General features: G+C 36.9%; 19 protein-coding genes. 6 read left to right on the top strand and 13 right to left on the bottom strand.

Going from position 1 to position 19,646, the window contains the following annotated elements; genetic code table 11:
- Positions 1-465 precede the first annotated feature (465 nt).
- From IPK35_01295 to IPK35_01245, 11 genes are all read right to left on the bottom strand, one after another.
- Positions 466-744 carry a hypothetical protein gene (locus IPK35_01295; GenBank protein MBK8051933.1) on the bottom strand — a complete coding sequence of 93 codons (279 nt, stop codon included), beginning with the start codon at positions 742-744 and terminating at the stop codon, positions 466-468.
- Entirely contained in the window at positions 732-929 is a 198-nt protein-coding gene (locus IPK35_01290) for a hypothetical protein (protein ID MBK8051932.1), read from the bottom strand. The genes IPK35_01295 and IPK35_01290 overlap by 13 nt, the downstream gene beginning before the upstream one ends.
- Before the next feature lie 240 nt (positions 930-1,169).
- Positions 1,170-2,069, bottom strand: a complete 900-nt coding sequence (gene atpG / locus IPK35_01285; GenBank protein MBK8051931.1) for an ATP synthase F1 subunit gamma — start codon at positions 2,067-2,069, stop codon at positions 1,170-1,172.
- 44 nt (positions 2,070-2,113) lie between these two features.
- Positions 2,114-3,697, bottom strand: coding sequence for a F0F1 ATP synthase subunit alpha (locus IPK35_01280; GenBank protein ID MBK8051930.1), 1,584 nt, complete (start codon positions 3,695-3,697; stop codon positions 2,114-2,116).
- Between the two features lie 24 nt (positions 3,698-3,721).
- Positions 3,722-4,282, bottom strand: coding sequence for an ATP synthase F1 subunit delta (gene atpH / locus IPK35_01275; GenBank protein ID MBK8051929.1), 561 nt, complete (start codon positions 4,280-4,282; stop codon positions 3,722-3,724).
- A 30-nt stretch (positions 4,283-4,312) separates the two neighbouring features.
- Complete coding sequence (gene atpF / locus IPK35_01270) at positions 4,313-4,825, bottom strand: F0F1 ATP synthase subunit B (protein MBK8051928.1); 513 nt, start codon at positions 4,823-4,825, stop codon at positions 4,313-4,315.
- 115 nt (positions 4,826-4,940) lie between these two features.
- Positions 4,941-5,150: an ATP synthase F0 subunit C gene (gene atpE, locus IPK35_01265; GenBank protein MBK8051927.1), complete on the bottom strand. Its 210-nt coding sequence runs from the start codon at positions 5,148-5,150 to the stop codon at positions 4,941-4,943.
- 58 nt (positions 5,151-5,208) lie between these two features.
- Positions 5,209-6,510 carry a F0F1 ATP synthase subunit A gene (atpB, locus tag IPK35_01260; GenBank protein MBK8051926.1) on the bottom strand — a complete coding sequence of 434 codons (1,302 nt, stop codon included), beginning with the start codon at positions 6,508-6,510 and terminating at the stop codon, positions 5,209-5,211.
- A gap of 136 nt (positions 6,511-6,646) precedes the next feature.
- Positions 6,647-7,417, bottom strand: a complete 771-nt coding sequence (locus IPK35_01255) for a glycosyltransferase family 2 protein (GenBank protein ID MBK8051925.1) — start codon at positions 7,415-7,417, stop codon at positions 6,647-6,649.
- Positions 7,414-8,223 carry a 3'(2'),5'-bisphosphate nucleotidase CysQ gene (gene cysQ, locus IPK35_01250; protein ID MBK8051924.1) on the bottom strand — a complete coding sequence of 270 codons (810 nt, stop codon included), beginning with the start codon at positions 8,221-8,223 and terminating at the stop codon, positions 7,414-7,416. Before cysQ ends, IPK35_01255 begins: the two co-directional genes overlap by 4 nt.
- A 64-nt stretch (positions 8,224-8,287) precedes the next feature.
- Positions 8,288-9,214 carry a hypothetical protein gene (locus IPK35_01245; GenBank protein ID MBK8051923.1) on the bottom strand — a complete coding sequence of 309 codons (927 nt, stop codon included), beginning with the start codon at positions 9,212-9,214 and terminating at the stop codon, positions 8,288-8,290.
- Between the two features lie 492 nt (positions 9,215-9,706).
- On the opposite strand from IPK35_01245, the gene IPK35_01240 reads away from it, so the two are divergent.
- Positions 9,707-9,889: a hypothetical protein gene (locus IPK35_01240; protein MBK8051922.1), complete on the top strand. Its 183-nt coding sequence runs from the start codon at positions 9,707-9,709 to the stop codon at positions 9,887-9,889.
- Between the two features lie 262 nt (positions 9,890-10,151).
- Here IPK35_01240 and IPK35_01235 read toward each other — a convergent pair whose 3' ends face one another.
- Positions 10,152-10,316 (bottom strand): hypothetical protein, encoded by a 165-nt coding sequence (locus IPK35_01235; GenBank protein ID MBK8051921.1) that lies wholly within the window; start codon positions 10,314-10,316, stop codon positions 10,152-10,154.
- Between the two features lie 373 nt (positions 10,317-10,689).
- Positions 10,690-12,999: a 30S ribosomal protein S1 gene (gene rpsA, locus IPK35_01230; GenBank protein MBK8051920.1), complete on the bottom strand. Its 2,310-nt coding sequence runs from the start codon at positions 12,997-12,999 to the stop codon at positions 10,690-10,692.
- A gap of 743 nt (positions 13,000-13,742) precedes the next feature.
- Here rpsA and IPK35_01225 point away from each other — a divergent pair.
- The 5 genes from IPK35_01225 (at position 13,743) to rpsF (ending at position 19,632) form a co-directional block, all read left to right on the top strand.
- Positions 13,743-14,903, top strand: coding sequence for a hypothetical protein (locus IPK35_01225; GenBank protein MBK8051919.1), 1,161 nt, complete (start codon positions 13,743-13,745; stop codon positions 14,901-14,903).
- 252 nt (positions 14,904-15,155) lie between these two features.
- On the top strand, positions 15,156-16,517 hold the full coding sequence (locus IPK35_01220) for an FAD-dependent oxidoreductase (protein ID MBK8051918.1): 1,362 nt from the start codon (positions 15,156-15,158) through the stop codon (positions 16,515-16,517).
- Positions 16,518-17,079: 562 nt separating this feature from the next.
- Entirely contained in the window at positions 17,080-17,556 is a 477-nt protein-coding gene (locus IPK35_01215; GenBank protein ID MBK8051917.1) for a TonB family protein, read from the top strand.
- A 51-nt stretch (positions 17,557-17,607) separates the two neighbouring features.
- Positions 17,608-18,855: a competence/damage-inducible protein A gene (locus IPK35_01210; GenBank protein ID MBK8051916.1), complete on the top strand. Its 1,248-nt coding sequence runs from the start codon at positions 17,608-17,610 to the stop codon at positions 18,853-18,855.
- Positions 18,856-19,140: 285 nt separating this feature from the next.
- Complete coding sequence (gene rpsF, locus IPK35_01205) at positions 19,141-19,632, top strand: 30S ribosomal protein S6 (GenBank protein ID MBK8051915.1); 492 nt, start codon at positions 19,141-19,143, stop codon at positions 19,630-19,632.
- Positions 19,633-19,646 lie beyond the last annotated feature (14 nt).

Genomic DNA, 19,646 nt, shown 5'->3' with positions numbered 1-19,646 from the left:
TGAAATGACAAATTTAATGATTCCGGATAATAATTGTAGTGAAACTGGCTACTGGTTTACCCTAATCAACTCAACCCGCTCTTCAGGGTAGTCTTTGAATCATGTATTGAAAAATGGTCAAAGGCTTGCCATCTATGGATGACAAGCCTTTGTGATTTTTATAAGCAACACATTAATAAGTGCTTATAAAATTAATTTTTGATACTTTAAAATTCATTAACAACTTTACTAAAACGATTGTTCATCAGGTTTATTGTGAAATTGAAAATATTTTTTGAAGTTTCCAAAATCAAATATTTATTCAAACAAAAATGCCAGTATAGATTTTGAATTCCATACCGGCATTTCTGTTTGTTACTTATTTTGATTAACTGTTGGTAGAAAGATATCAAACTTAAGTTATAAAAGCGGTCTATTCGTTGAGTACGTTAATATCCTGCATATGATTGTTGGTAATATGTGTGATCAAAATAAGATTTTCTTGTGTGGTAAAAAAAATATACCAAGTGGTTCGCTTATTGGCTTTGTAACAAACATATTTTTTGATCCAAAATTTTTTATTTTGTGTGGGGTTGTTTTATGAGGAAGATTATATAATTCAAATTCAATAAAATCATATATATCTTTAACACAAAGCTGTGCAGATTCCTCAAAACTAAAGTATTCTTTTTCAAAAAGAATTTTGATCAGTTCATTAAGATATCCAATAACTTCTATGGAAATTTCAATTTTTACTTTTTCCAAGGTAAATTTTCTACAAATTCTTTAGATCTTTTACGAGCTTCTTGAATAGATACAACTTTTGAGATTTCCGTATCAAAGGTTATCTTTTCTTTCCTTTTAATGGCTAAAACTTCTTCCAAAGTTGATTCGTCGGCTAACATTGTAATCCAATTAATTAATTCCAATTTTTGAGATGCTACGTCCATAAAGTTTAACTATTTCATAATAACATAATATAAATTAAAATCGTTTAAAAATTTATGGCAGACTATAACTTTTTCACTTATTTACTTCTTATTTGGTAATTCCAGTCTCGCTTTACAGGGAGACTCATTGCCTGAAAAGAGAAAAATTAATTTGATGGAGAATCAAATATTAAACAAAAATGCCGGTATAGATTTTGAATTCCATACCGGCATTTTTTATGATTACTTATTTTATGTCGATTATCCGTTTAAGGCTGCAGCCCCTCCGACGATCTCAGAAAGCTCTTTGGTGATGGCTTCCTGCCTTGCTTTGTTGTAATTGATTTTTAGTTCTTTCATCAATTCTTCAGCGTTGGTGGTCGCATTGTCCATCGCAGTCATCCTGGCCCCATGTTCTGAAGCGTGGTTGTCCAGTACAAATTTTTGAAACGAAGTCTGGAGGATGCTTGGAATCAATTCTTCCAATAGCGTTTCTTTATTCGGTTCAAACAAATAATCAGCTTTGGATGATTTTTTTACTGTACTTTCTTTTTTTTCTATCGACTGTACCGGAAGATATCTCACTGCTATCGCTTCCTGGACAGCAGCATTTCTAAACTGTCCGTAACATACATCAATGATATCATAATCTCTGCTGTTGAACTTATCCATCAGCATTTGAGAGACTTTAGATACGTTTTCAAAACTCAAGTCAGAAAAAAGATCTACATACTCTGCATTAATGGTACAATCAGAAAAACGCTTTTTCAGTACATCATAGCCTTTTTTACCTACAAAAATTAATGAAAGGTTTTTGTCAGCCCTCTGTGATCCATATACACCTTCGACTTTCAGGATGGTCTCTTTGATGATATTGGTATTGAATGCACCGCACAAACCTCTGTTGGAAGTAATGACTACGATAGCTACTTTTTTAGCCTCCCTTACTTTTACATAAGGAGAGTTGATATCACCTTCCAGATTGGCAACGATGTTTTTCATCATTTTATCCAATCTGTTGGCGTAGGGTCGCATCTCAGTAATAGCTTGCTGCGCTCTCCGGAGCTTTGAAGCAGACACCATTTTCATAGCTTTGGTGATCTGCTGAGTGGATTGCACTGACTTTATCCTTTCTCGTACTTCTTTTAGTTTACCGGACATGTGCTTTTATAATTGTGATGATATCTTAATTAAGATGGAATAATTTATTTAAACTGAGCGGACACTTCAGCACCCACTCTTTTTAAAGTGGCTAATACTTCATCAGAAAGATTTCCTTTTCTGATAGCATCCAGTGTCGCTGCATCTGTTCTTTCAAGGGTTGTCAGGAATATATCCTCAAACTCCCTGACTTTGTTTACCGGCACATTTCTGAGCAAGCCTTGATTACCTAGATAAATGATAGCTACCTGCTTCTCCACTGATACAGGAGAGTACTGTGGTTGTTTAAGGATTTCAACATTTCTTTTACCTTTTTCAAGCACTGATTGAGTAGCAGCGTCAAGATCCGAACCAAATTTTGCAAAAGCCTCCAATTCTCTGTACTGAGCCTGATCCAGTTTCAATGTACCGGCTACTTTTTTCATGGATTTGATCTGCGCATTTCCTCCTACCCTTGATACAGATATACCAACGTTGATAGCAGGTCTGATACCGGCATTAAACAAGTTGGATTCGAGGAAGATCTGACCGTCAGTGATCGATATTACGTTGGTAGGGATATACGCTGATACGTCACCTGCCTGTGTCTCGATGATAGGTAGTGCTGTCAATGATCCACCACCTTTTACTTTTCCTGATTTTCTGAGCGACTCGGGAAGGTCATTCATATTACGTGCTATATCATCGTTGTTGATGATTTTAGCCGCTCTTTCGAGTAGTCTGGAGTGAAGGTAGAATACATCGCCCGGATAAGCCTCTCTTCCGGGTGGTCTCTTGAGAAGCAATGATACTTCCCTGTAGGCCACAGCTTGTTTGGAGAGGTCATCATATATGATCAATGCCGGCCTGCCTGTATCTCTGAAAAACTCACCTATAGAAGCTCCTGCAAATGGCGCATAAAACTGCAATGGTGCAGGATCAGAAGCTGATGCTGATACAATGGTAGTATAGGCCATAGCACCTCCATCTTCCAGTGATTTCATCACTTGCGCTACAGTAGATGCTTTTTGACCTGAAGCTACATATATACAATATACAGGTTCTCCTCGGTCATAAAATTCTTTTTGGTTGATGATGGTGTCGATGGCTATGGCCGTCTTACCTGTCTGTCTGTCACCGATGATCAACTCTCTCTGACCTCTTCCGATCGGAATCATAGAGTCGATGGCTTTGATACCTGTTTGGAGTGGTTCGTTTACAGGTTGTCTGTAGATAACACCAGGTGCTTTTCTTTCGATAGGCATCTCATATACCTCTCCGGTGATAGGACCTTTACCATCTATAGGAAGACCAAGTGGATTCACTACACGACCTATAAAACCTTCTCCTACTTTGATGGAAGCGATTCGGGCTGTACGCTTTACAGTTGAGCCCTCTTTGATACCGTCACCTGAACCGAGCAATACCACACCCACATTATCTTCTTCCAGGTTCAGTACTATGGCCTGAACACCATTATCAAATTCTACAAGCTCTCCTGCCTGTGCTTTTGTCAGACCATACACTCTGGCTATACCGTCTCCCACCTGAAGCACGGTTCCTACTTCTTCGAGTTCTGTTTCTGTTTTAAATCCCGATAACTGTTGTTTCAGTATTGCGGATATTTCATCAGGTTTTACATCAACCATAACTATATTTATTTATAATTTTTATTAAAATGTTTTTACAAATTGATTACCAGAAAGGTTCTTTTTCATCTCTTCGAGCTTGTGGGCGATGGACGCATCATATAACTTATCTCCTGCTTCTATGATAAATCCACCGATAATGGACGGGTCAACTTTTTCTGTAACTTCCAGTTTTTCCATAGTGATATTACTTGCGAGAAGTTTTGATTTGATATCATTCATTGCATCTTGCGATAATGGAGAAGCTGTTGTGATTTTTATCGTGGATATTTTGTTGTATAATTTATACTGGCCTATAAAATCTGCAGCAATTTCAGGAAGGTACATTTCTCTGCCCTTTTTGATGATAATTTCAAAAAAAGCCATGGTCGTGCTACCCACTTTATTTCCAAAAACAGTTTTGATAATGCTAAGTTTTTTACCTGCATTGATAATAGGGCTCTTGAGCAAAAGATATAAGTCTCTGTTGCGCATGGCGTCAGTAAAATATAAAATGTCTTTTTTAATAGCTTCAAGCTCATTTCTGTCCAATGCCAATTCCATGAGTGACTTGGCGTATCTGGATGATATTCTGCTTACGGACATGATTTAATTTTTAAATGATTATAAAGCAGATTAGTTTAAGTTTACTTCTTTTACAAGAGCATTGACAAAAGCTTGATGGTCGGCATTGCTTTTCAATTCTTTTCTTATCACTTTTTCAGCAATATCGAGAGCAATAGTTCCTAATTCATTTTTTACTTCAGTAATCGCTGCTTTTTTCTGATTTTCGATATCATGCATAGCATTACTGATCACTTTAGAAGCCTCTTCCTTGGCTTTTTCCTTAGCTTCGGCGATCATTTCATTTTTGATTTCTTTCGCTTCCTGGAGAATCTTTGATCTCTCCTCTCTTGCCTGAGCCAATAATTTTTCATTTTCAGCTTTCATATTTGCCATTTCTTCTCTCGTTTTTTTGGCCTGATCTATAGCATCCTGAATATCATTTTCTCGTTTGTAAAGAGCTTCAGCTATCGGTTTGAATGCCACTTTTCCTATTATAACCCAAAATAGCACAAAGATGATGACCCCCCAGATTGCCAGACCCGGAGAAGGAATAAAAGGATTAAAACTTAGAAGTGAAAACATATTTTTTGGTTGTTTATTATTTTAATGATTTTAATCTACAATTTTTGTTGCTGAAAAAACAGCCATGCTCCGCCAACCGCATTGCGATGGCTGTTTTTCGTTTTGTCTGTCAGTATTATCCGGCCATGAATATGGAAAGAAGGATAGCAATAAGTGCTGCACCTTCCACAAAGGCTGCCATAAGAATCATACCTGATCTGATATCTCCAGATGCTTCAGGTTGTCTTGCTATAGCTTCCATTGCTTTTCCACCTACCATTCCGATACCGATACCAGCTCCGATTACGGCCAATCCCGCTCCTACTGCTGCTAATGTTCCAGTCATGATGTTAGTGTTATTATATGGATTAAAAAATATATTTACAAAAATAATTATTTACCTATCAATGGTGTCCTTCGGCATGGTGATCAGCATGGTGATGCTCCTCAATAGCTGCACCAATATATGAAGCTGTCAATATAGTAAACACAAATGCCTGAACAAATGCCACTATCAATTCTATAGCCATCATAAAAAGAGTCAATGGAACAGCCATCATCGTACCAATTGCGCTGCCGCCCATACTTGCACCCGATTTGCCAAATATGAATATCAAACCTATAAAACTGAGGATAGCTATATGGCCTGCTGAGATATTTCCGGCAAGACGCAGCATCAGTGTGAGAGGTTTGATAAACATGCCCATCACCTCGACAGGGGTAAGGATCACTTTTACAAAAGCCGGCACATCAGGCATCCAGAATATGTGTTTCCAGTAATCTTTTTTACCGTTGAAATTAACCACAAAAAATACAATAAGTGCCAGAACCATGGTCAGAGTCAGGTTTCCTGTCACGTTGGTGCTGCCAAAAAATGGAACTTGCCCAAAAAGATTTAAGCCTAAGATGAAGAAGAATATACTCATCAGCAAAGGCAAAAACTTCATATACTTATCTTTACCTATAAATGGTATTGCTACTTCATCTCTTATGAACAGGAATATGGGCTCCAATATGGCTTGCACACCTTTTGGTGCCCGATTGGGATTGGTTTTATAAGCATTGGCAGCTTTTCTGAATATCCAGAACAAAAAGAGAGATACCAGAATCATGGCTAATACGTTTTTCGAAATAGAAAAATCGTAAAAAGAGGTAATCCCGCCTCCAAGAATACCTCCGTCCAGTGTTGATCTGGCATCTAATCTATATTCTTTACCTTGATAGGTAACATATTTTACTTCGGTTTTTTTGCCATTTACTTCTTCATCTTTATGAGAAAATGCATGATGGCCAAGATCGACACTACCTTCCTGTGGGAACGAAGGGTCCACAACTCTGTGAACACTTCCGTGATTCAATACATATCCGTTGTAGGCATAATGACCATCTTCATGATGTCCGGCATGAAATTTTCCTGAGCTGAAAAAATCCCATCCTTTGTCAGGAGCATATAGCATCATTGGTAACGGTATTCTTACTGCGTCAAGAATGGAATATACATTGGCATCACTAATGTGGTGTATGGCTGTGGCAGCAGGATCATAGGGTTCCTGTGCGCCATGATCGTCATGAGATGCGCTGTGATCATGCCCTTCATGAACTGTTGACTCTACCGAATGAGTGCTGTCGGTAGATGTTTCATTTGCAAAAGAAGGCAAACAAAGGATTTGGAAAAGTATATAGGCAATTAAAATTCTGTTTATCATCTAAAACGGTATTACCTGTTTTTAAAAATTTGGCGCAAAGGTAACAAAACCTTAAATTATGTCAAATTATTGATAGTCTTTTATTTAATAGGAGTGTAAGATTTTTCCAATTCTTTGGACTTTTCTGTCCGATCTTTCAGTTTTTTATCTTTATCTTTTGTTTTTGGTAATAACCGAGCTCTTTTCTTTTAAGGAGATACTCGTTTTTTGCTATGGTATAACCTATCATTCCATCCAGAAAACCCAGCTTAATGATATAAGTCCTGAAAAATCTGAAAGAAGGCCCAAAAACAGATTTAAGCATTGAAGGTGTTTTATTCGCAGATACCCATTCACTTGCCCTCATTTGTGCATAATGGTCAAATTTTCTGATCATATGGGCTTCATCCACAAAGCTAAAGTGTTCTATGATACCATCGACCCTCTTGACTTTCAGGGGATGGACAGACTCCAGTTTTTCGTGTACCTGATTACCATTCCAGGACATGGTTTTTTTATTGTACAGCCTGATATTCCAGTCAGGAAACCATCCGCAATGTTTTACAGGATAATCTCCAAACCATGTACGTATATTCATTTCATAAACGGAGTTTTCATCCGGATGAAGAGATCTAATATTATGAATCAGTACATCATTCAGTATTTCATCAGCATCAGGGCAAAGGATCCAGTCATTCTGCGCCTTTTCAACTCCAAAATTTTTATTGGCAGAAAATCCTTCCCATTTTTTTTTGTAAATGATCGCACCCAATTTCTCAGCTATCACATAAGTATCGTCATCTGATCTGTCATCCAGCACTACGATGATATCATCAGTAATTTTTTTAAGTGCTTCAATACATTTTCGTATGGTTCTGGCTTCATTCCGTGCAATGACGACAGCACTGTATGTGGCTCTTGAGTTCATTGGACGATTCCTGAAGCTATAAAATATGGATTTATAAGAGATTGTTTGTTGTATTCAAGTGGTTTGCCTGTAAGCGCATCTTCAAGTTTTCCACCTGCTTCTTCGATGAGGATTTGACCTGCAGCAGTATCCCATTCCATGATGTGAATCATACGAGGATAATAATCAGCTTCTCCACTCGCAATACTTATAAACTTTAAAGCACTTCCCAGCGCTATTTTTTGTGGTTGGCGCAGTCTTTCGATTTCAAATCTGGTCAGTGGGTCCATATGGCTTCTACTTACAACCACTTTCAAACCCACATCCTGCAGGCCGAATTTACTGCAATTCAATTTTACTGATCCTTCTGGTGTCCATTCGTAAGACCCTTTACCTGCATAGGCATAGTATAGTTTTTCTTTTGCAGGAAGATATATATATCCGGCTACAGGCTTCCTATGATGTATAAGCGCCAGATTAATGCAAAATTCACCGGTTTTGGCAAGAAACTCTTTGGTGCCATCCAGTGGATCAAGTATCCAGTTGTATTGAAATGTTTTTCTCACCTGATATGGAGGAAGATCATCTTCTTCTGAAATCACCGGTATGTCAGGAAAAAGACGCAATAAACCTTCTTTAACGATACTGTTTGAATCCAAATCAGCCGCGGTCACTGGACTGTTATCAGACTTGTAATTGATGTCAGTCTTTGAAATCGTATGGTAATGCCGCATAATTGCATCCCCTGCATTTCGCAAAATACTGAAGATCTGATTTTCAGCATCGCCCACCGATAAAGTCTCTGTTGTTTTGTTTTCTATACTCAATGATTTCTTTTATTTTTACTTTTATACTTACGTTTACTTTTTTTCGAGGCTTTTGTTTAGCTTATCACTCAAATCTTTCACAATACTTTTTCAAATTATAATCCTTCAGCATGTTACTATTTGGTGCATCAGATTGAAAATAACACAACATCATCCCTCCTCCACCTGCTCCACATAGTTTTATATAGTAATCATCCGATTTCAATCCATCTTCCCATAAATGTATAACATCTTCAGGTATCATTTCCCTGAAGTGTTTAAACTCTAAAGCACTGATCACTTTTATATCCTTGGTAAGTGCTGACATATCATGATGTATCAAATGAAAGATGGCATTTTGATTGGCTTTTCCCAATAAATCGATGTTGACTTTAAAATCAGGATCTTTATCCATTTTATCTTTGAAAATCCTTACCAAAGGGGCTGTTTTTCTCTCCCTGCCAGTATCTAAAAGGTGAAATCCAAAATCTGCAATATTCAATTTCATAGTTGAAATGATATGCCCATCATCCATCTTTATGGCACTATTAAGATAGGATACTGTCGGGTCGATACCTGAACTGGAACCATGAAAAGCACTTTCTGTCTGTGCTAAAATGTTTTTAAGTTCTTTAATGTTCTTAGATTTGCTAATCGCAAACCGATCATAAAATGCAGCCACCAAAGCACCGCTGCTCCCAAGTCCGTAACCTTCAGGTATGTCGGAATCAAAAAACAAGCCTTTATCCAGATCATCCCTGAAATTGTCTGTATTATACACCGAACGAAGTAGTTTTTCTGACTCAATATATTGTAAAAGATGTTTCAGTCCGTGAATATGTTTTGCTTCAACATTTGTTCCATACATCCATTGACCACCATACCCCATATAAGGTACTGCTAATGCACTATACCCTGCAGTAACAGTGTATTCACCAATTAAAAGTACTTTTGAATAATATTTTTTTGTGATTTCAGGCAAAGTATTGGATACAATTATTGGAATTTTCATATCTAAAATCCTACATTTGCAGGGCAATTTAGATTTGAAAACACAAAATTAATTAATTGAAATGACAAGTTCTTCCGATTCTGTTAGAATATATTGGATTTACACCCTTTTATCTTTAGTTGGGATATTTTTATTCCTGTTGTTCAAGCCTGAATGGTTTTGGGTGATGCTGCCTCCGTTTTGCACTTATTTTGTCAAAGCTATGCGTTGGATGTAAAATCGATCCTGTAGCACTTATAAAAAATGACTTGTATTTCTTGGGCAGACCCAACCTTAATGAATACAAAAAGTCTGTCGTTTGAATAAAATGGCAGGCTTTTCTTTTTAAATGTCAGCCACAAAATCTTTGATACATAATTAGCTTGCACTACTTAGGGTCTGCTGAATGCTTATTAAATTATTGATTATCAATTTAATTTAAATGCAAATCCACCTGCTTTGCAGGTGGTAATGTCCTGAGGGCTATGCCATAAAAAGAATTATCTTTGCAGAATGAGCCAAAATAAAGAGCAAGCGCATGTAGTATATAAATGTGATTATCACATAGTTTGGACGCTAAAATATCTCAAAGGGCAACGATTTGTTCAACAACAACGAACAGAAGGATTGAAAAACGATGGGGGCTATGCCCCTAAATTTATAATAAATCCACCTGCTTTGCAGGTGGATGTTTAATATAAATTTATTTAGGATTACCAGTGCGCGGTTTTTTGTGCATTTTTATAAAACCATTTGCACTTGATCTTGGCTTGCCCTATGCGGGCAGCAGTTACTTTTTTGCATCTTTTGCTCTCACATATTCCTTTGGAATGCTTACCCAGAAAAAAGTAACCAAAAACGCTAGTTCAAAAAAAGGTAACTGAATGGTGCGGCTTCGCTGCATTTGAGTGATACGAAATCACTCAAAAATGAAGGCACTGATTTAAACTTAAATCAGCTAGGTGTCATAATGTTCATTTCCGACCTGCCCACCCCTTTCGGGTTCCTTCACTTCTCGCATTGTCATGGCCCACCCATCCGTTTCACGGTTCTCTACGTCAAAGGCACATGCCTTTGGTACTTTGTACTTTACTTCGTTCAGCTTACAGGATCGTTCAGTCATGCATTATTCTATCGCCTTAATTCTCAATCGTTTAACTTTAATGTTCTACTTTGGCGATAGACGCACTTTTCCTGCCCATCCGCAAGCGGTTCACTCCGTCAAAGGCTCATTGCCTTTGGTGCCATGCACTTCACTCCGTTCATATTCACTATCGCTTGTTTTTTGAACGGATCCATTGCTCACCACATTTCTAAAATTAGTCAATTTTGACATATTCAGCAGACCCTACTTAGGACTTAATGATTATTTTGAAGTCAGGTTTATAATATATTGATTTTAGGGCAATAAAAATTTAAATACTCTTAAACAAAAAAGCCCCTGATATTTAAATGTATCAGGGGCTTTTTAACGTTTTATAATCAATAGGGAAATATTAATCCTCTATTTTTCCGCCTTTAGCATTATCTTGCCACTCTTTCAGCTTATCCCAATCACCATTTGCAGCCATTTCTGATTGCATAGGCCAGCTGGAAGGATCGTGCATCTGATATCTTGAACCGGCAGCATGAAGTATTTCTTTTAATACAGCAACATCAGCTTTTGCAAGATCAGAAAAAGTAACTATACCTGCATTGTGAAGCAACTCTTCAATTTTAGGCCCTATACCTTCAATCTTTTTAAGATCATCTCCTTTTGCAGACTTTTTCTGTGGTTCTGCTTTTACTTCCGGTATCACTGCAATCACCTCTTCTTCAACTTCTACTACAGCAGGTGCTTCAACTGATGACTCTACAGGAGCTTCTGCAGGCGTCTCAACTTGTGTTTCAACTTTTACTTCTACTGCTTTTTTAGGAGCTGACTCCGGTGATTTTGTGGCTGCCATCTGTTCCTTCAGTTCAGAAAATCCTGCTATATCTCCAAAGGTTGATAGTTCGACTTTGGACTGAGTAGCTTTGATGGTCTTTTTGACTTCATCCCTTTCTTTATTCTTTTCGGCATCAACAAGTTGATCTGCTTCTTTTTTAATATCTTCAAGGTATCTGCTGTGTGACACTATGATTCTCTTATCATCTCTGTTGAATTCTATCACTTTAAATGTAAGAGTTTCTTCATTACCTGCTGTTGAACCATCTTCTTTTTTGATATGTTTCAACGGCGCGTAAGCTTCAAGACCATAAGGAAGTTGTACTACTGCACCTCTATCGTCTTTTTTCACGATTGTGGCTTCATGGTATGATCCTACAGGGAAGACATTTTCAAAAGTATCCCATGGATTTTCTTCCAGTTGCTTGTGACCGAGTGAAAGTTTTCTTGTTTCTTCATCTACTTCAAGGATAGAAACATCTATTTTTTCACCTACTTTGGTAAATTCTGATGGGTGTGAGTATCTCTTGGTCCATGAAAGGTCAGAAATGTGTACCATACCTCCGATACCGTTTTCAAGTTCGACAAAAACACCATATGGAGTAAGATTTTTCACTTCACCTACGTGTTTTGTGCCCACTTTATATTTTGCAGCAACGATGCTCCAAGGGTCTTCAGTGAGTTGTTTGATACTCAAAGACATTTTTCTCTCGTCTCTGTCTATGGTCACTACTTTGGCATCCAGTTCCTGACCCAACGTAAAGAAGTCTCGTGCATTGACAGGCTGACTGCTCCAGTTAACTTCAGATACGTGTATCAAACCTTCTACACCAGGTATGATCTCAAGGAATGCTCCATAGTCTTCTATGTTTACTATTTTGCCCGTGATAGTGCTTCCTTCAGCTATAGTATTGTCGAGTACTTCCCATGGGTGAGGAGTAAGTTGCTTAAGACCAAGTGAGATCCTTTTCTTATCTTCTCCGAAGTCAAGTACAACAACATTGATCTTCTGATTGAGAGAAAGCACTTCATTAGGATGATTGATTCTACCCCAGCTGATATCAGTGATATAAAGTAAACCATCAACACCTCCTAAATCCATAAATGCACCAAAGTCAGTAATATTTTTGACCACACCCTCGAGTACCTGACCTTTTTCAAGTCCTGAGATGATTGTTTCTCTTTGTTCAGCAAGGTCGCTTTCAATAAGAGCCTTGTGCGAAACAACAGCATTTTTGATGGCCTCATTGACTTTTACTACTTTGAATTCCATGGTTTTACCTACGTACACATCATAATCTGTGATAGGTTTCACATCGATCTGAGAACCAGGAAGGAATGTTTCTAGGCCTAAACAATCGACGATAAGTCCACCTTTTGTTTTGCTCACTACGAGACCTTTGATGATAGTACCGTTTTTGTATGATTCTACCAGATTGTCCCAGGCTTTCAGTAACTTGGCTTTTCTTCTTGATAAGATCAACTGACCTCTGATGTCTTCTTTGTTTTCAACATATACATCCACGTAGTCACCAATTTTGAGATCAGGCGTGTCTCTGAATTCTGATAAAGATACCAGACCATCAGATTTATAGTTGATGTCCAAAACCACATCGCCGCTGTGTATAGCTGTAACTCTGCCTTTTACAACTTCAAGTTCAGATACTGAATTAAGGGAATTGTCGTACTGTTCGAAGTACTTTTTATGTTCGGAATCATCATACTTCACAGTATTTCTTTTTCCTATATTCCAGTCGAAATCATCATGTGCAGAGGAAAGTGATTCCTGAACCGGTTCTAGTTGAATATCAGAGATATCTTCGACATCTACTACGATTTCATCTTTTTGGTCTTGTTCAAGACCTTGATCTTCTATCATTTGTGTTAAAATTTGTATGTTGATTACTGTAAATCAACAGAGGTTAATTAATGAAATTTTTAAAAATGGCTGCAAAGGTAAGGTTTTAAATAATAATTAAGTGTTTTCAAACAAAATAAATTTACTGCTTGTGCCTTTAAGCCAGAATACGTCATCAAAATCATAATTATTTAATTTGCTATAAAGTATGATTTAAATTTTTTGCAGAATATTTTCTGTTTACTATAAGTATATTGAAAAGTTAAATTTGCTTTAAAGAACCTCAAAAAGTGTTACTTTTGTAGATACATTTTAGTTTTGGAATTAAGATGTTTAAATTTTTATGTTTGAATGAAAGTAAGAAAATTTAATTTTGGACAAGATGACTGAGTGGTCTCGTCAATGATGAGGATCGAGTAAAAAACTTTACTCGATAACGAAGGAACTGCAATAGCCACCCATCCAATCAAATGTGAATAGGGTGGGTCGTTTCAAGCATAGCTTGACACGCACTTTAGGGAATGAGGGTAGCGGGTTTGATTGGTTCCTTTCATTAAATCGTGATTTCTATCACGATTTTGCGTCGCATCATTCAGTAAGGCTCGCAGCGAATACTTAATATAGCCGGAAGTTCAAGCGTAGCTTGACGCGGTACGGCGAAAAATATAACGCTGGATAAAATTAAATTTGCCGCTTGGAGCCAAATGATAAAAGTTTAAACATACTCTAAGAGCATATTTTTCAAAACATCAAAAACCAATATTATGAAAACATTATTTTACACACTGATCATTGTTGCTACGTTTTCTTCTTGCCGGTCCGTTGAAAAAATGGTGGATAAAGGAGAGTATGACAGGGCTTTCAATTATTCCATCTCGAAGCTGCAAGGCGAAAAAAACAAAAAAACGGAGTATGTAAAAGCACTTGAGAAGGCTTATTTTAAACTTAACAGTGCATCTGCCAGAGAAATCGAAAGGCTGAATGCTCCGATAAAACCAGAAAACTGGAGTAAAGTACTTCATCTGTATCAAGCCATGGAAGATCGTCAGGAAAGACTGGAACCTCTTTTGCCTTTGGTGAGCGAAGACAGATACAAGGCTACTTTTGATTTCAAAAATTATAGAAATGAAATAAGTAATGCTGAAGAAAATACCTGCCTGTATTATTATAACAATGCCTTAGGACTCTTGGAGAGAACAGAAAGAACAGGAGCTAAGGTTTATGCAAGAGAAGCTTATGATGACCTTCGAAAAATAGATACTTACATCAGAAATTACAAAGATACAGACAGACTAAAAGAAAAAGCTCTGAAGCTTGGCCTGAACAGGATATATGTTGACATCTTTAATGATTTGAGAGATTTTCAAAGTAACAATATTGAGCAGGAATTGCGCAATCTGCCTGTAGCAAGGCTGAATGATGTATGGAATGAATACAGCATCAATTTTGATAGAAATAACGCAGACTATGTGCTCATCATAGAACTTAACCAAACTTTTTTCAGTCCCGAAAGAGAGAGAGTCAATACATACTCTGAGTCTAAAGAGATTCTTGTAAGAAAAGACAAAATCAAAGAAAGAAGAGACTCAGTGGATGTATGGGTAGAAAAAGAAGTGTATGAGAGGGTAAGGGCCGATATTTCTGAAATATTCAGAGAAAAACAATCAGAATTGAGAGGTATGATCAAATTGATGGACACCGGAACGAAAGAATATATCAAAATAGTACCAGTCAATGCATTTCATAACTTCAATGGATATGGATGCAAGTATATAGGAGATGAAAGGGCTCTGACAGATGCCACAAGAAAAAAGATGGACAATTTTTGTGAGATATTTCCTACTGATTTCGACATGGCTTATGATTTGGCAGAGGTGTTTAAAAACGTTGTGATAGATGAGGCAAGGAAGATAAAATTGAGGTAATGAAGCAGTATTTTCCCTTCGCTAATATCATCATTTGTTAAAATTCATCATAAAATCACGGGAACAAAAATATAAAAATGAATTTTCTGTTACATCATAAGGATGAAAATGTAAACATGCCTTTAGATAATTAAAGAAAAACAAAATTGTTTAGGCAAATTAAGGTCACAACTGTTGGGTTAAACCAACAGTTTCCAAACAATTGGAAAGTCCGCATAATTTTACAAAGAATTAAGTACGAATAAACAAAATATGCAAAGAAGAATCTTCATTAAGGACACCATAACCGGATTACCGGCACTGATGTTGATGCCATCACTACTGTCTTTATCATGCAATAATAATGGCGGCAGCGAACCGAACGGAAAAACTGTTATTGTCATTGGTGCCGGGATTTCCGGACTTTCAGCAGCCAAAAAACTCAAACAAAAAGGTTTTAATGTCATCATTTTGGAATCTCAGGAAAAAGCAGGCGGGCGATTAAGAACCAACAGAAGTTTAGGTGTTGCATTTGATGAAGGTGCAAGTTGGATACATGGAGTAAATGGCAATCCCATAACAAATCTGGCTCAGCAAGCCGGAATGAACACTTTTGAAACTTTGGATGAAAGCAGGAAATCTTATGACGTGGGAGGCAAATTGAGAAGTAGTTCAGTTTATGACAATGCAGAAGATGAACTGTACGCCATTCTAAATAAGATGATGAAAAGCGGAAAATCAGATCAAAGTTTTCAAACTGTATTCAATACATTATATCCGGAAAAGGTCAACGACAGATTATGGAAATTTTTACTTTCGACCTATGTAACTTTTGACTTGGGTGATTTGGACAAACTATCATCATTATTGTACAACGAAGGAGAAGTGTTCGGAGGAGCAGAAAAAATTGCAACAAATGGATATGATACGATCGCCAATTATCTGGCCAAAGATCTGGACGTCCAACTCAATCAAAAAGTTTCGAAAGTTGATTATTCAGGTCCAAGAGTAAAAGTGACACACAACGGAACTATAAGTGAAGCTGACTATGTCATTGTCACGGTACCATTAGGGGTGTTAAAAGCCAATGTGATTCAGTTTTTACCGGATCTGCCTGCTGCCAAAACAACAGCTATTCAAAAGGTAGGAATGAATTGTGTAAATAAGTTTTTACTGACCTGGAATACAGCATTTTGGGACGATGTACAATACATTTCGTACACACCGGAGATTAGGGATAAATTTAATTACTTTGTAAATGTGAAGAAGTTTCACCCTACGGTAAATGCATTGATGACATTTGCTTATGCAGACTATGGCAGACAAACAGAAACGATGACAGATACTCAAATTGTGGACGAAATCATGTTGCACTTAAGAGACATTTATGGCAACAATATCCCGAACCCAACCAACATTCTGAGAACTAAATGGCAATCCAATGAAAATTCGTTTGGTGCATATTCATTCACAGCCGTGGGTACAGAAATGCGACACTTTGATGATTTAGCAAAAGAAGTCAGTGACAAATTATTTTTTGCAGGCGAACACACTGAAGCAGATTATTTTTCGACTGTACACGGAGCATATCTGAGCGGCATCAGAGAAGCTGATAAGATAATTGATTTAGGATGACATGATATTAAATGTGGTTCTTTTTCCAAATATCTGCGTTAAAGATCCTAGTGTTATATTAAACCTAAAAATCTAAAATGAATTTCCTATTACAGCCCAAAATTACTGCAAAATCATTCACTGCGTACACCTTTGACTTCGCACCAAAGTGATGACTACAGCATAGCTGCACACAGTATGATTTGTCGTCAAAAGTGTTGATTTTATTGTAATTTTGGCCTTCATAACGGAATCATTTTAGATATTTAGGTTAAAGTTAAATTGACAGATATACCAAAAAGAAAATTAATAAATTTACAATCATAATTATTTAATTTACAAGACATTATGATTTAAATTTTTAGCAGAATATTTTCTGTTTACTATAACTTATTGTATCATTTCCATTTACTCTTCGTAGACGAACCCCTTCCTTATCAACGGCTAAGGTCGGGAACCTTGATCAAAAGAAAAATCTACTAATAATTGATCCGCAATTCAACACTTCACATAACATTGGAAGTATTCGTAAACATAGATCAATATATCATGTTTATTTTCAAATGCTAAGAAGTATATTTAAATGAAAAGGAAAAAAGCTGAAGACAATTTTATCAAACAACCCTTTTATGAAGGTGGCGACAAAGCGATGAAAGAATTTATATCAAGCCACCTCAGATATCCGGAAATATCTGCTAATCTTGGAGTGGAAGGTGATGTTCATCTAAGATATGATATTGATTATAAAGGTAGTGTCACTGATGTAAAGATTATTGGGGGCCTCGATACATTCTGTAACGAAGAGGCTGTCAGAGTCGTTAAATTACTTCGATTTGTGGTGCCAAAGATACCCAGGCACTTAAAAGTGACTTTCCATAAAAATATCACCATACATTTCAGAACAAAGGGTGCATTGCCATTTGCATCATTTGAAGAAGACAGCACAAAATCAGAATCTGGAAATCAAAGTGCCTTAAAATTATCTTATACCATAATCCCGTCATCTGGCGCCGAAGTCAAAAAGAATGAAATTACCTATTCTTACACCTTAAAAACATAACTCCTAATCCCCAATCCGAATCATTTTAAAATACACTTTTTAGAAAATTTTATGGAAGCAATCATATTGACGATAGGTGATGAAATACTCATCGGGCAGGTAGTAGATACAAACTCAGCCTGGCTTGGTCAAAAGCTATCAGAAGCTGGTATAAGGGTAAAAAAAATATTGTCTATCAGTGATGATTACCACGAAATTATTTCCACACTTCAAAAAACAACCGAAGAAGCAGACCTGATTATCACTACCGGTGGACTTGGACCTACCAAAGATGACATTACAAAAAAAGCCATTGCCGATTTTTTAGGTACAAAACTATACTTTCACGAGCCTACTTATGAAAGGATAAAAAAAATATTTGAAAAGCTGGGAAGGCCTATGTCTCCTGCTCACAATGATCAGTGTCTCATGCCGGAAGGCGCAGAAATACTTCGTAACTCTATGGGTACTGCGCCAGGTATGCTGTTCAATTTTCAAGGTACAAAAATCATATCACTTCCGGGAGTACCTTATGAAATGAAAGCCATCATGGAGGAAGAAGTGCTTCCAAAAATATATGAATCATCACTGATTACCATAGTGCATAAAACAATCCTGACATGCGGTAATGGTGAGACGGTAATAGAAAATCAAATATCTGAAATTATTGACGAATTTCCTGAGAATATCAAAATAGCATATCTTCCTGCATTAGCTCAGGTGAGACTCAGGATTACAGGCACAGGTTCAGAAAAAACAGGAGTAGAACAATTAGTTGCATCTTTTACAGACCGCATTGCAAAAAGATTGGACGATATGGTCTATGGATATGATGACTCATCACTGCCAAAAGAGCTGTTTACACTATGTAGCACAAAAAGCATCAAAGTAGCCACTGCAGAAAGTTGTACCGGCGGGCTGATAGCATCAAAAATAGTTGCTGTACCGGGATCTTCCAGTTACTTTCAAGGTGGCATTGTAGCATATTCCAATGAAATTAAAACAAATATCCTGAATGTAAAAGCAGAAACTTTGCTAAACAGCGGTGCAGTCAGTGAGACAACGGTGATAGAGATGGTAGACGGTGCCATTGACGTATTGGGAGTGGATGTAGCTGTAGCTGTTTCGGGCATTGCCGGACCGGATGGAGGGACTCCCGAAAAACCGGTAGGTACGATCTGGATATGTGCAGGAAATAAAGACAGCAAGTCCACATTTTTATTACGGGCAGGCAAAGACAGAACAAAAAACATTGAAATTGCAACTATCTATGCGCTTGATTTGCTCAGAAAATTTATATTAAAACATTATAATCAATGATGAAAGTAAAAGCGTATTTTTATAAATATCAACACATATTTGATTAAAAATCAGATAAAGATATTTGCTTTATTAGTTAAAATAGATGTGGGAAGGTAAAAAATTATGCCTATTGTTTTGAAAATCAAACTTTTGTATTACCTTTGCAGCCCGAAATTGTATAAGGGTATTTTTACTGGTTAAGATATTAATTTAATCTATTAATTTTCAACTGGTTAAAGTAGTCATGTATATTTTCGTTTTTGAAAAATTTATTATTTAATCCAAATTACTTCAGTAAAAAATATGAATCATTATGAAGTTACTTTCATCATCGATCCCGTACTGTCAGGTGATGAAATAAAATCGACAGCAAGCACATATGAGTCACTGCTCAAAGACCAGGGGTGTACCATCGTGCATGTACATGAAATGGGGTTGAAGCAACTTGCTTATCCTATTAACAAAAAATCTTCAGGCGTCTATTATTGTATTGAGTTTACTTCACCATCAGGTGTTGTGATCACAAAGTTGGAGTTGTCTTTGAGAAGAGATGAAAGAATCATGCGATTTCTTTCTATCAAATTGGACAAATACGGCATCAAATACAATGAAGACAGACGTTCAGGTAAAATCAGTCCTTACAAGAAAAAGGAGGCAAAGAAAAAAACTTTTGACACAGGTGCTCCTGTAACGCCTGCAGCTCCGATAGCTCCGGTAGCGCCAGTAGTTAAAGAGGAGGTAGCTATAGTGGAAGAAGAAATCATTGCACCGGTGATAGTTCAGGAAGAAGAATAAATCAAATTGTTAAA

This window comes from Saprospiraceae bacterium (genome assembly GCA_016713025.1).
Taxonomy (GTDB): Bacteria; Bacteroidota; Bacteroidia; order Chitinophagales; family Saprospiraceae; genus OLB9.
The sequence above is the reverse complement of the archived record's forward strand: the minus strand, read 5'-3'. Positions and strand labels throughout refer to the sequence as shown.

Excerpts from the sequence above, each read along its gene's own strand:
- atpE (MBK8051927.1), bottom strand. The coding sequence starts at position 5,150 with ATGACTGGAACATTAGCAGCAGTAGGAGCGGGATTGGCCGTAATCGGA.
- IPK35_01235 (MBK8051921.1), bottom strand. The coding sequence starts at position 10,316 with ATGACTGAACGATCCTGTAAGCTGAACGAAGTAAAGTACAAAGTACCA.
- atpG (MBK8051931.1), bottom strand. The coding sequence starts at position 2,069 with ATGTCCGGTAAACTAAAAGAAGTACGAGAAAGGATAAAGTCAGTGCAA.
- IPK35_01280 (MBK8051930.1), bottom strand. The coding sequence starts at position 3,697 with ATGGTTGATGTAAAACCTGATGAAATATCCGCAATACTGAAACAACAG.
- IPK35_01255 (MBK8051925.1), bottom strand. The coding sequence starts at position 7,417 with ATGAACTCAAGAGCCACATACAGTGCTGTCGTCATTGCACGGAATGAA.
- IPK35_01240 (MBK8051922.1), top strand. The coding sequence starts at position 9,707 with ATGAGCCAAAATAAAGAGCAAGCGCATGTAGTATATAAATGTGATTAT.
- rpsF (MBK8051915.1), top strand. The coding sequence starts at position 19,141 with ATGAATCATTATGAAGTTACTTTCATCATCGATCCCGTACTGTCAGGT.
- IPK35_01290 (MBK8051932.1), bottom strand. The coding sequence starts at position 929 with ATGGACGTAGCATCTCAAAAATTGGAATTAATTAATTGGATTACAATG.
- atpF (MBK8051928.1), bottom strand. The coding sequence starts at position 4,825 with ATGTTTTCACTTCTAAGTTTTAATCCTTTTATTCCTTCTCCGGGTCTG.
- IPK35_01210 (MBK8051916.1), top strand. The coding sequence starts at position 17,608 with ATGGAAGCAATCATATTGACGATAGGTGATGAAATACTCATCGGGCAG.
- atpB (MBK8051926.1), bottom strand. The coding sequence starts at position 6,510 with ATGATAAACAGAATTTTAATTGCCTATATACTTTTCCAAATCCTTTGT.
- IPK35_01245 (MBK8051923.1), bottom strand. The coding sequence starts at position 9,214 with ATGAAAATTCCAATAATTGTATCCAATACTTTGCCTGAAATCACAAAA.
- IPK35_01220 (MBK8051918.1), top strand. The coding sequence starts at position 15,156 with ATGCAAAGAAGAATCTTCATTAAGGACACCATAACCGGATTACCGGCA.
- IPK35_01215 (MBK8051917.1), top strand. The coding sequence starts at position 17,080 with ATGAAAAGGAAAAAAGCTGAAGACAATTTTATCAAACAACCCTTTTAT.
- rpsA (MBK8051920.1), bottom strand. The coding sequence starts at position 12,999 with ATGATAGAAGATCAAGGTCTTGAACAAGACCAAAAAGATGAAATCGTA.
- atpH (MBK8051929.1), bottom strand. The coding sequence starts at position 4,282 with ATGTCCGTAAGCAGAATATCATCCAGATACGCCAAGTCACTCATGGAA.
- IPK35_01225 (MBK8051919.1), top strand. The coding sequence starts at position 13,743 with ATGAAAACATTATTTTACACACTGATCATTGTTGCTACGTTTTCTTCT.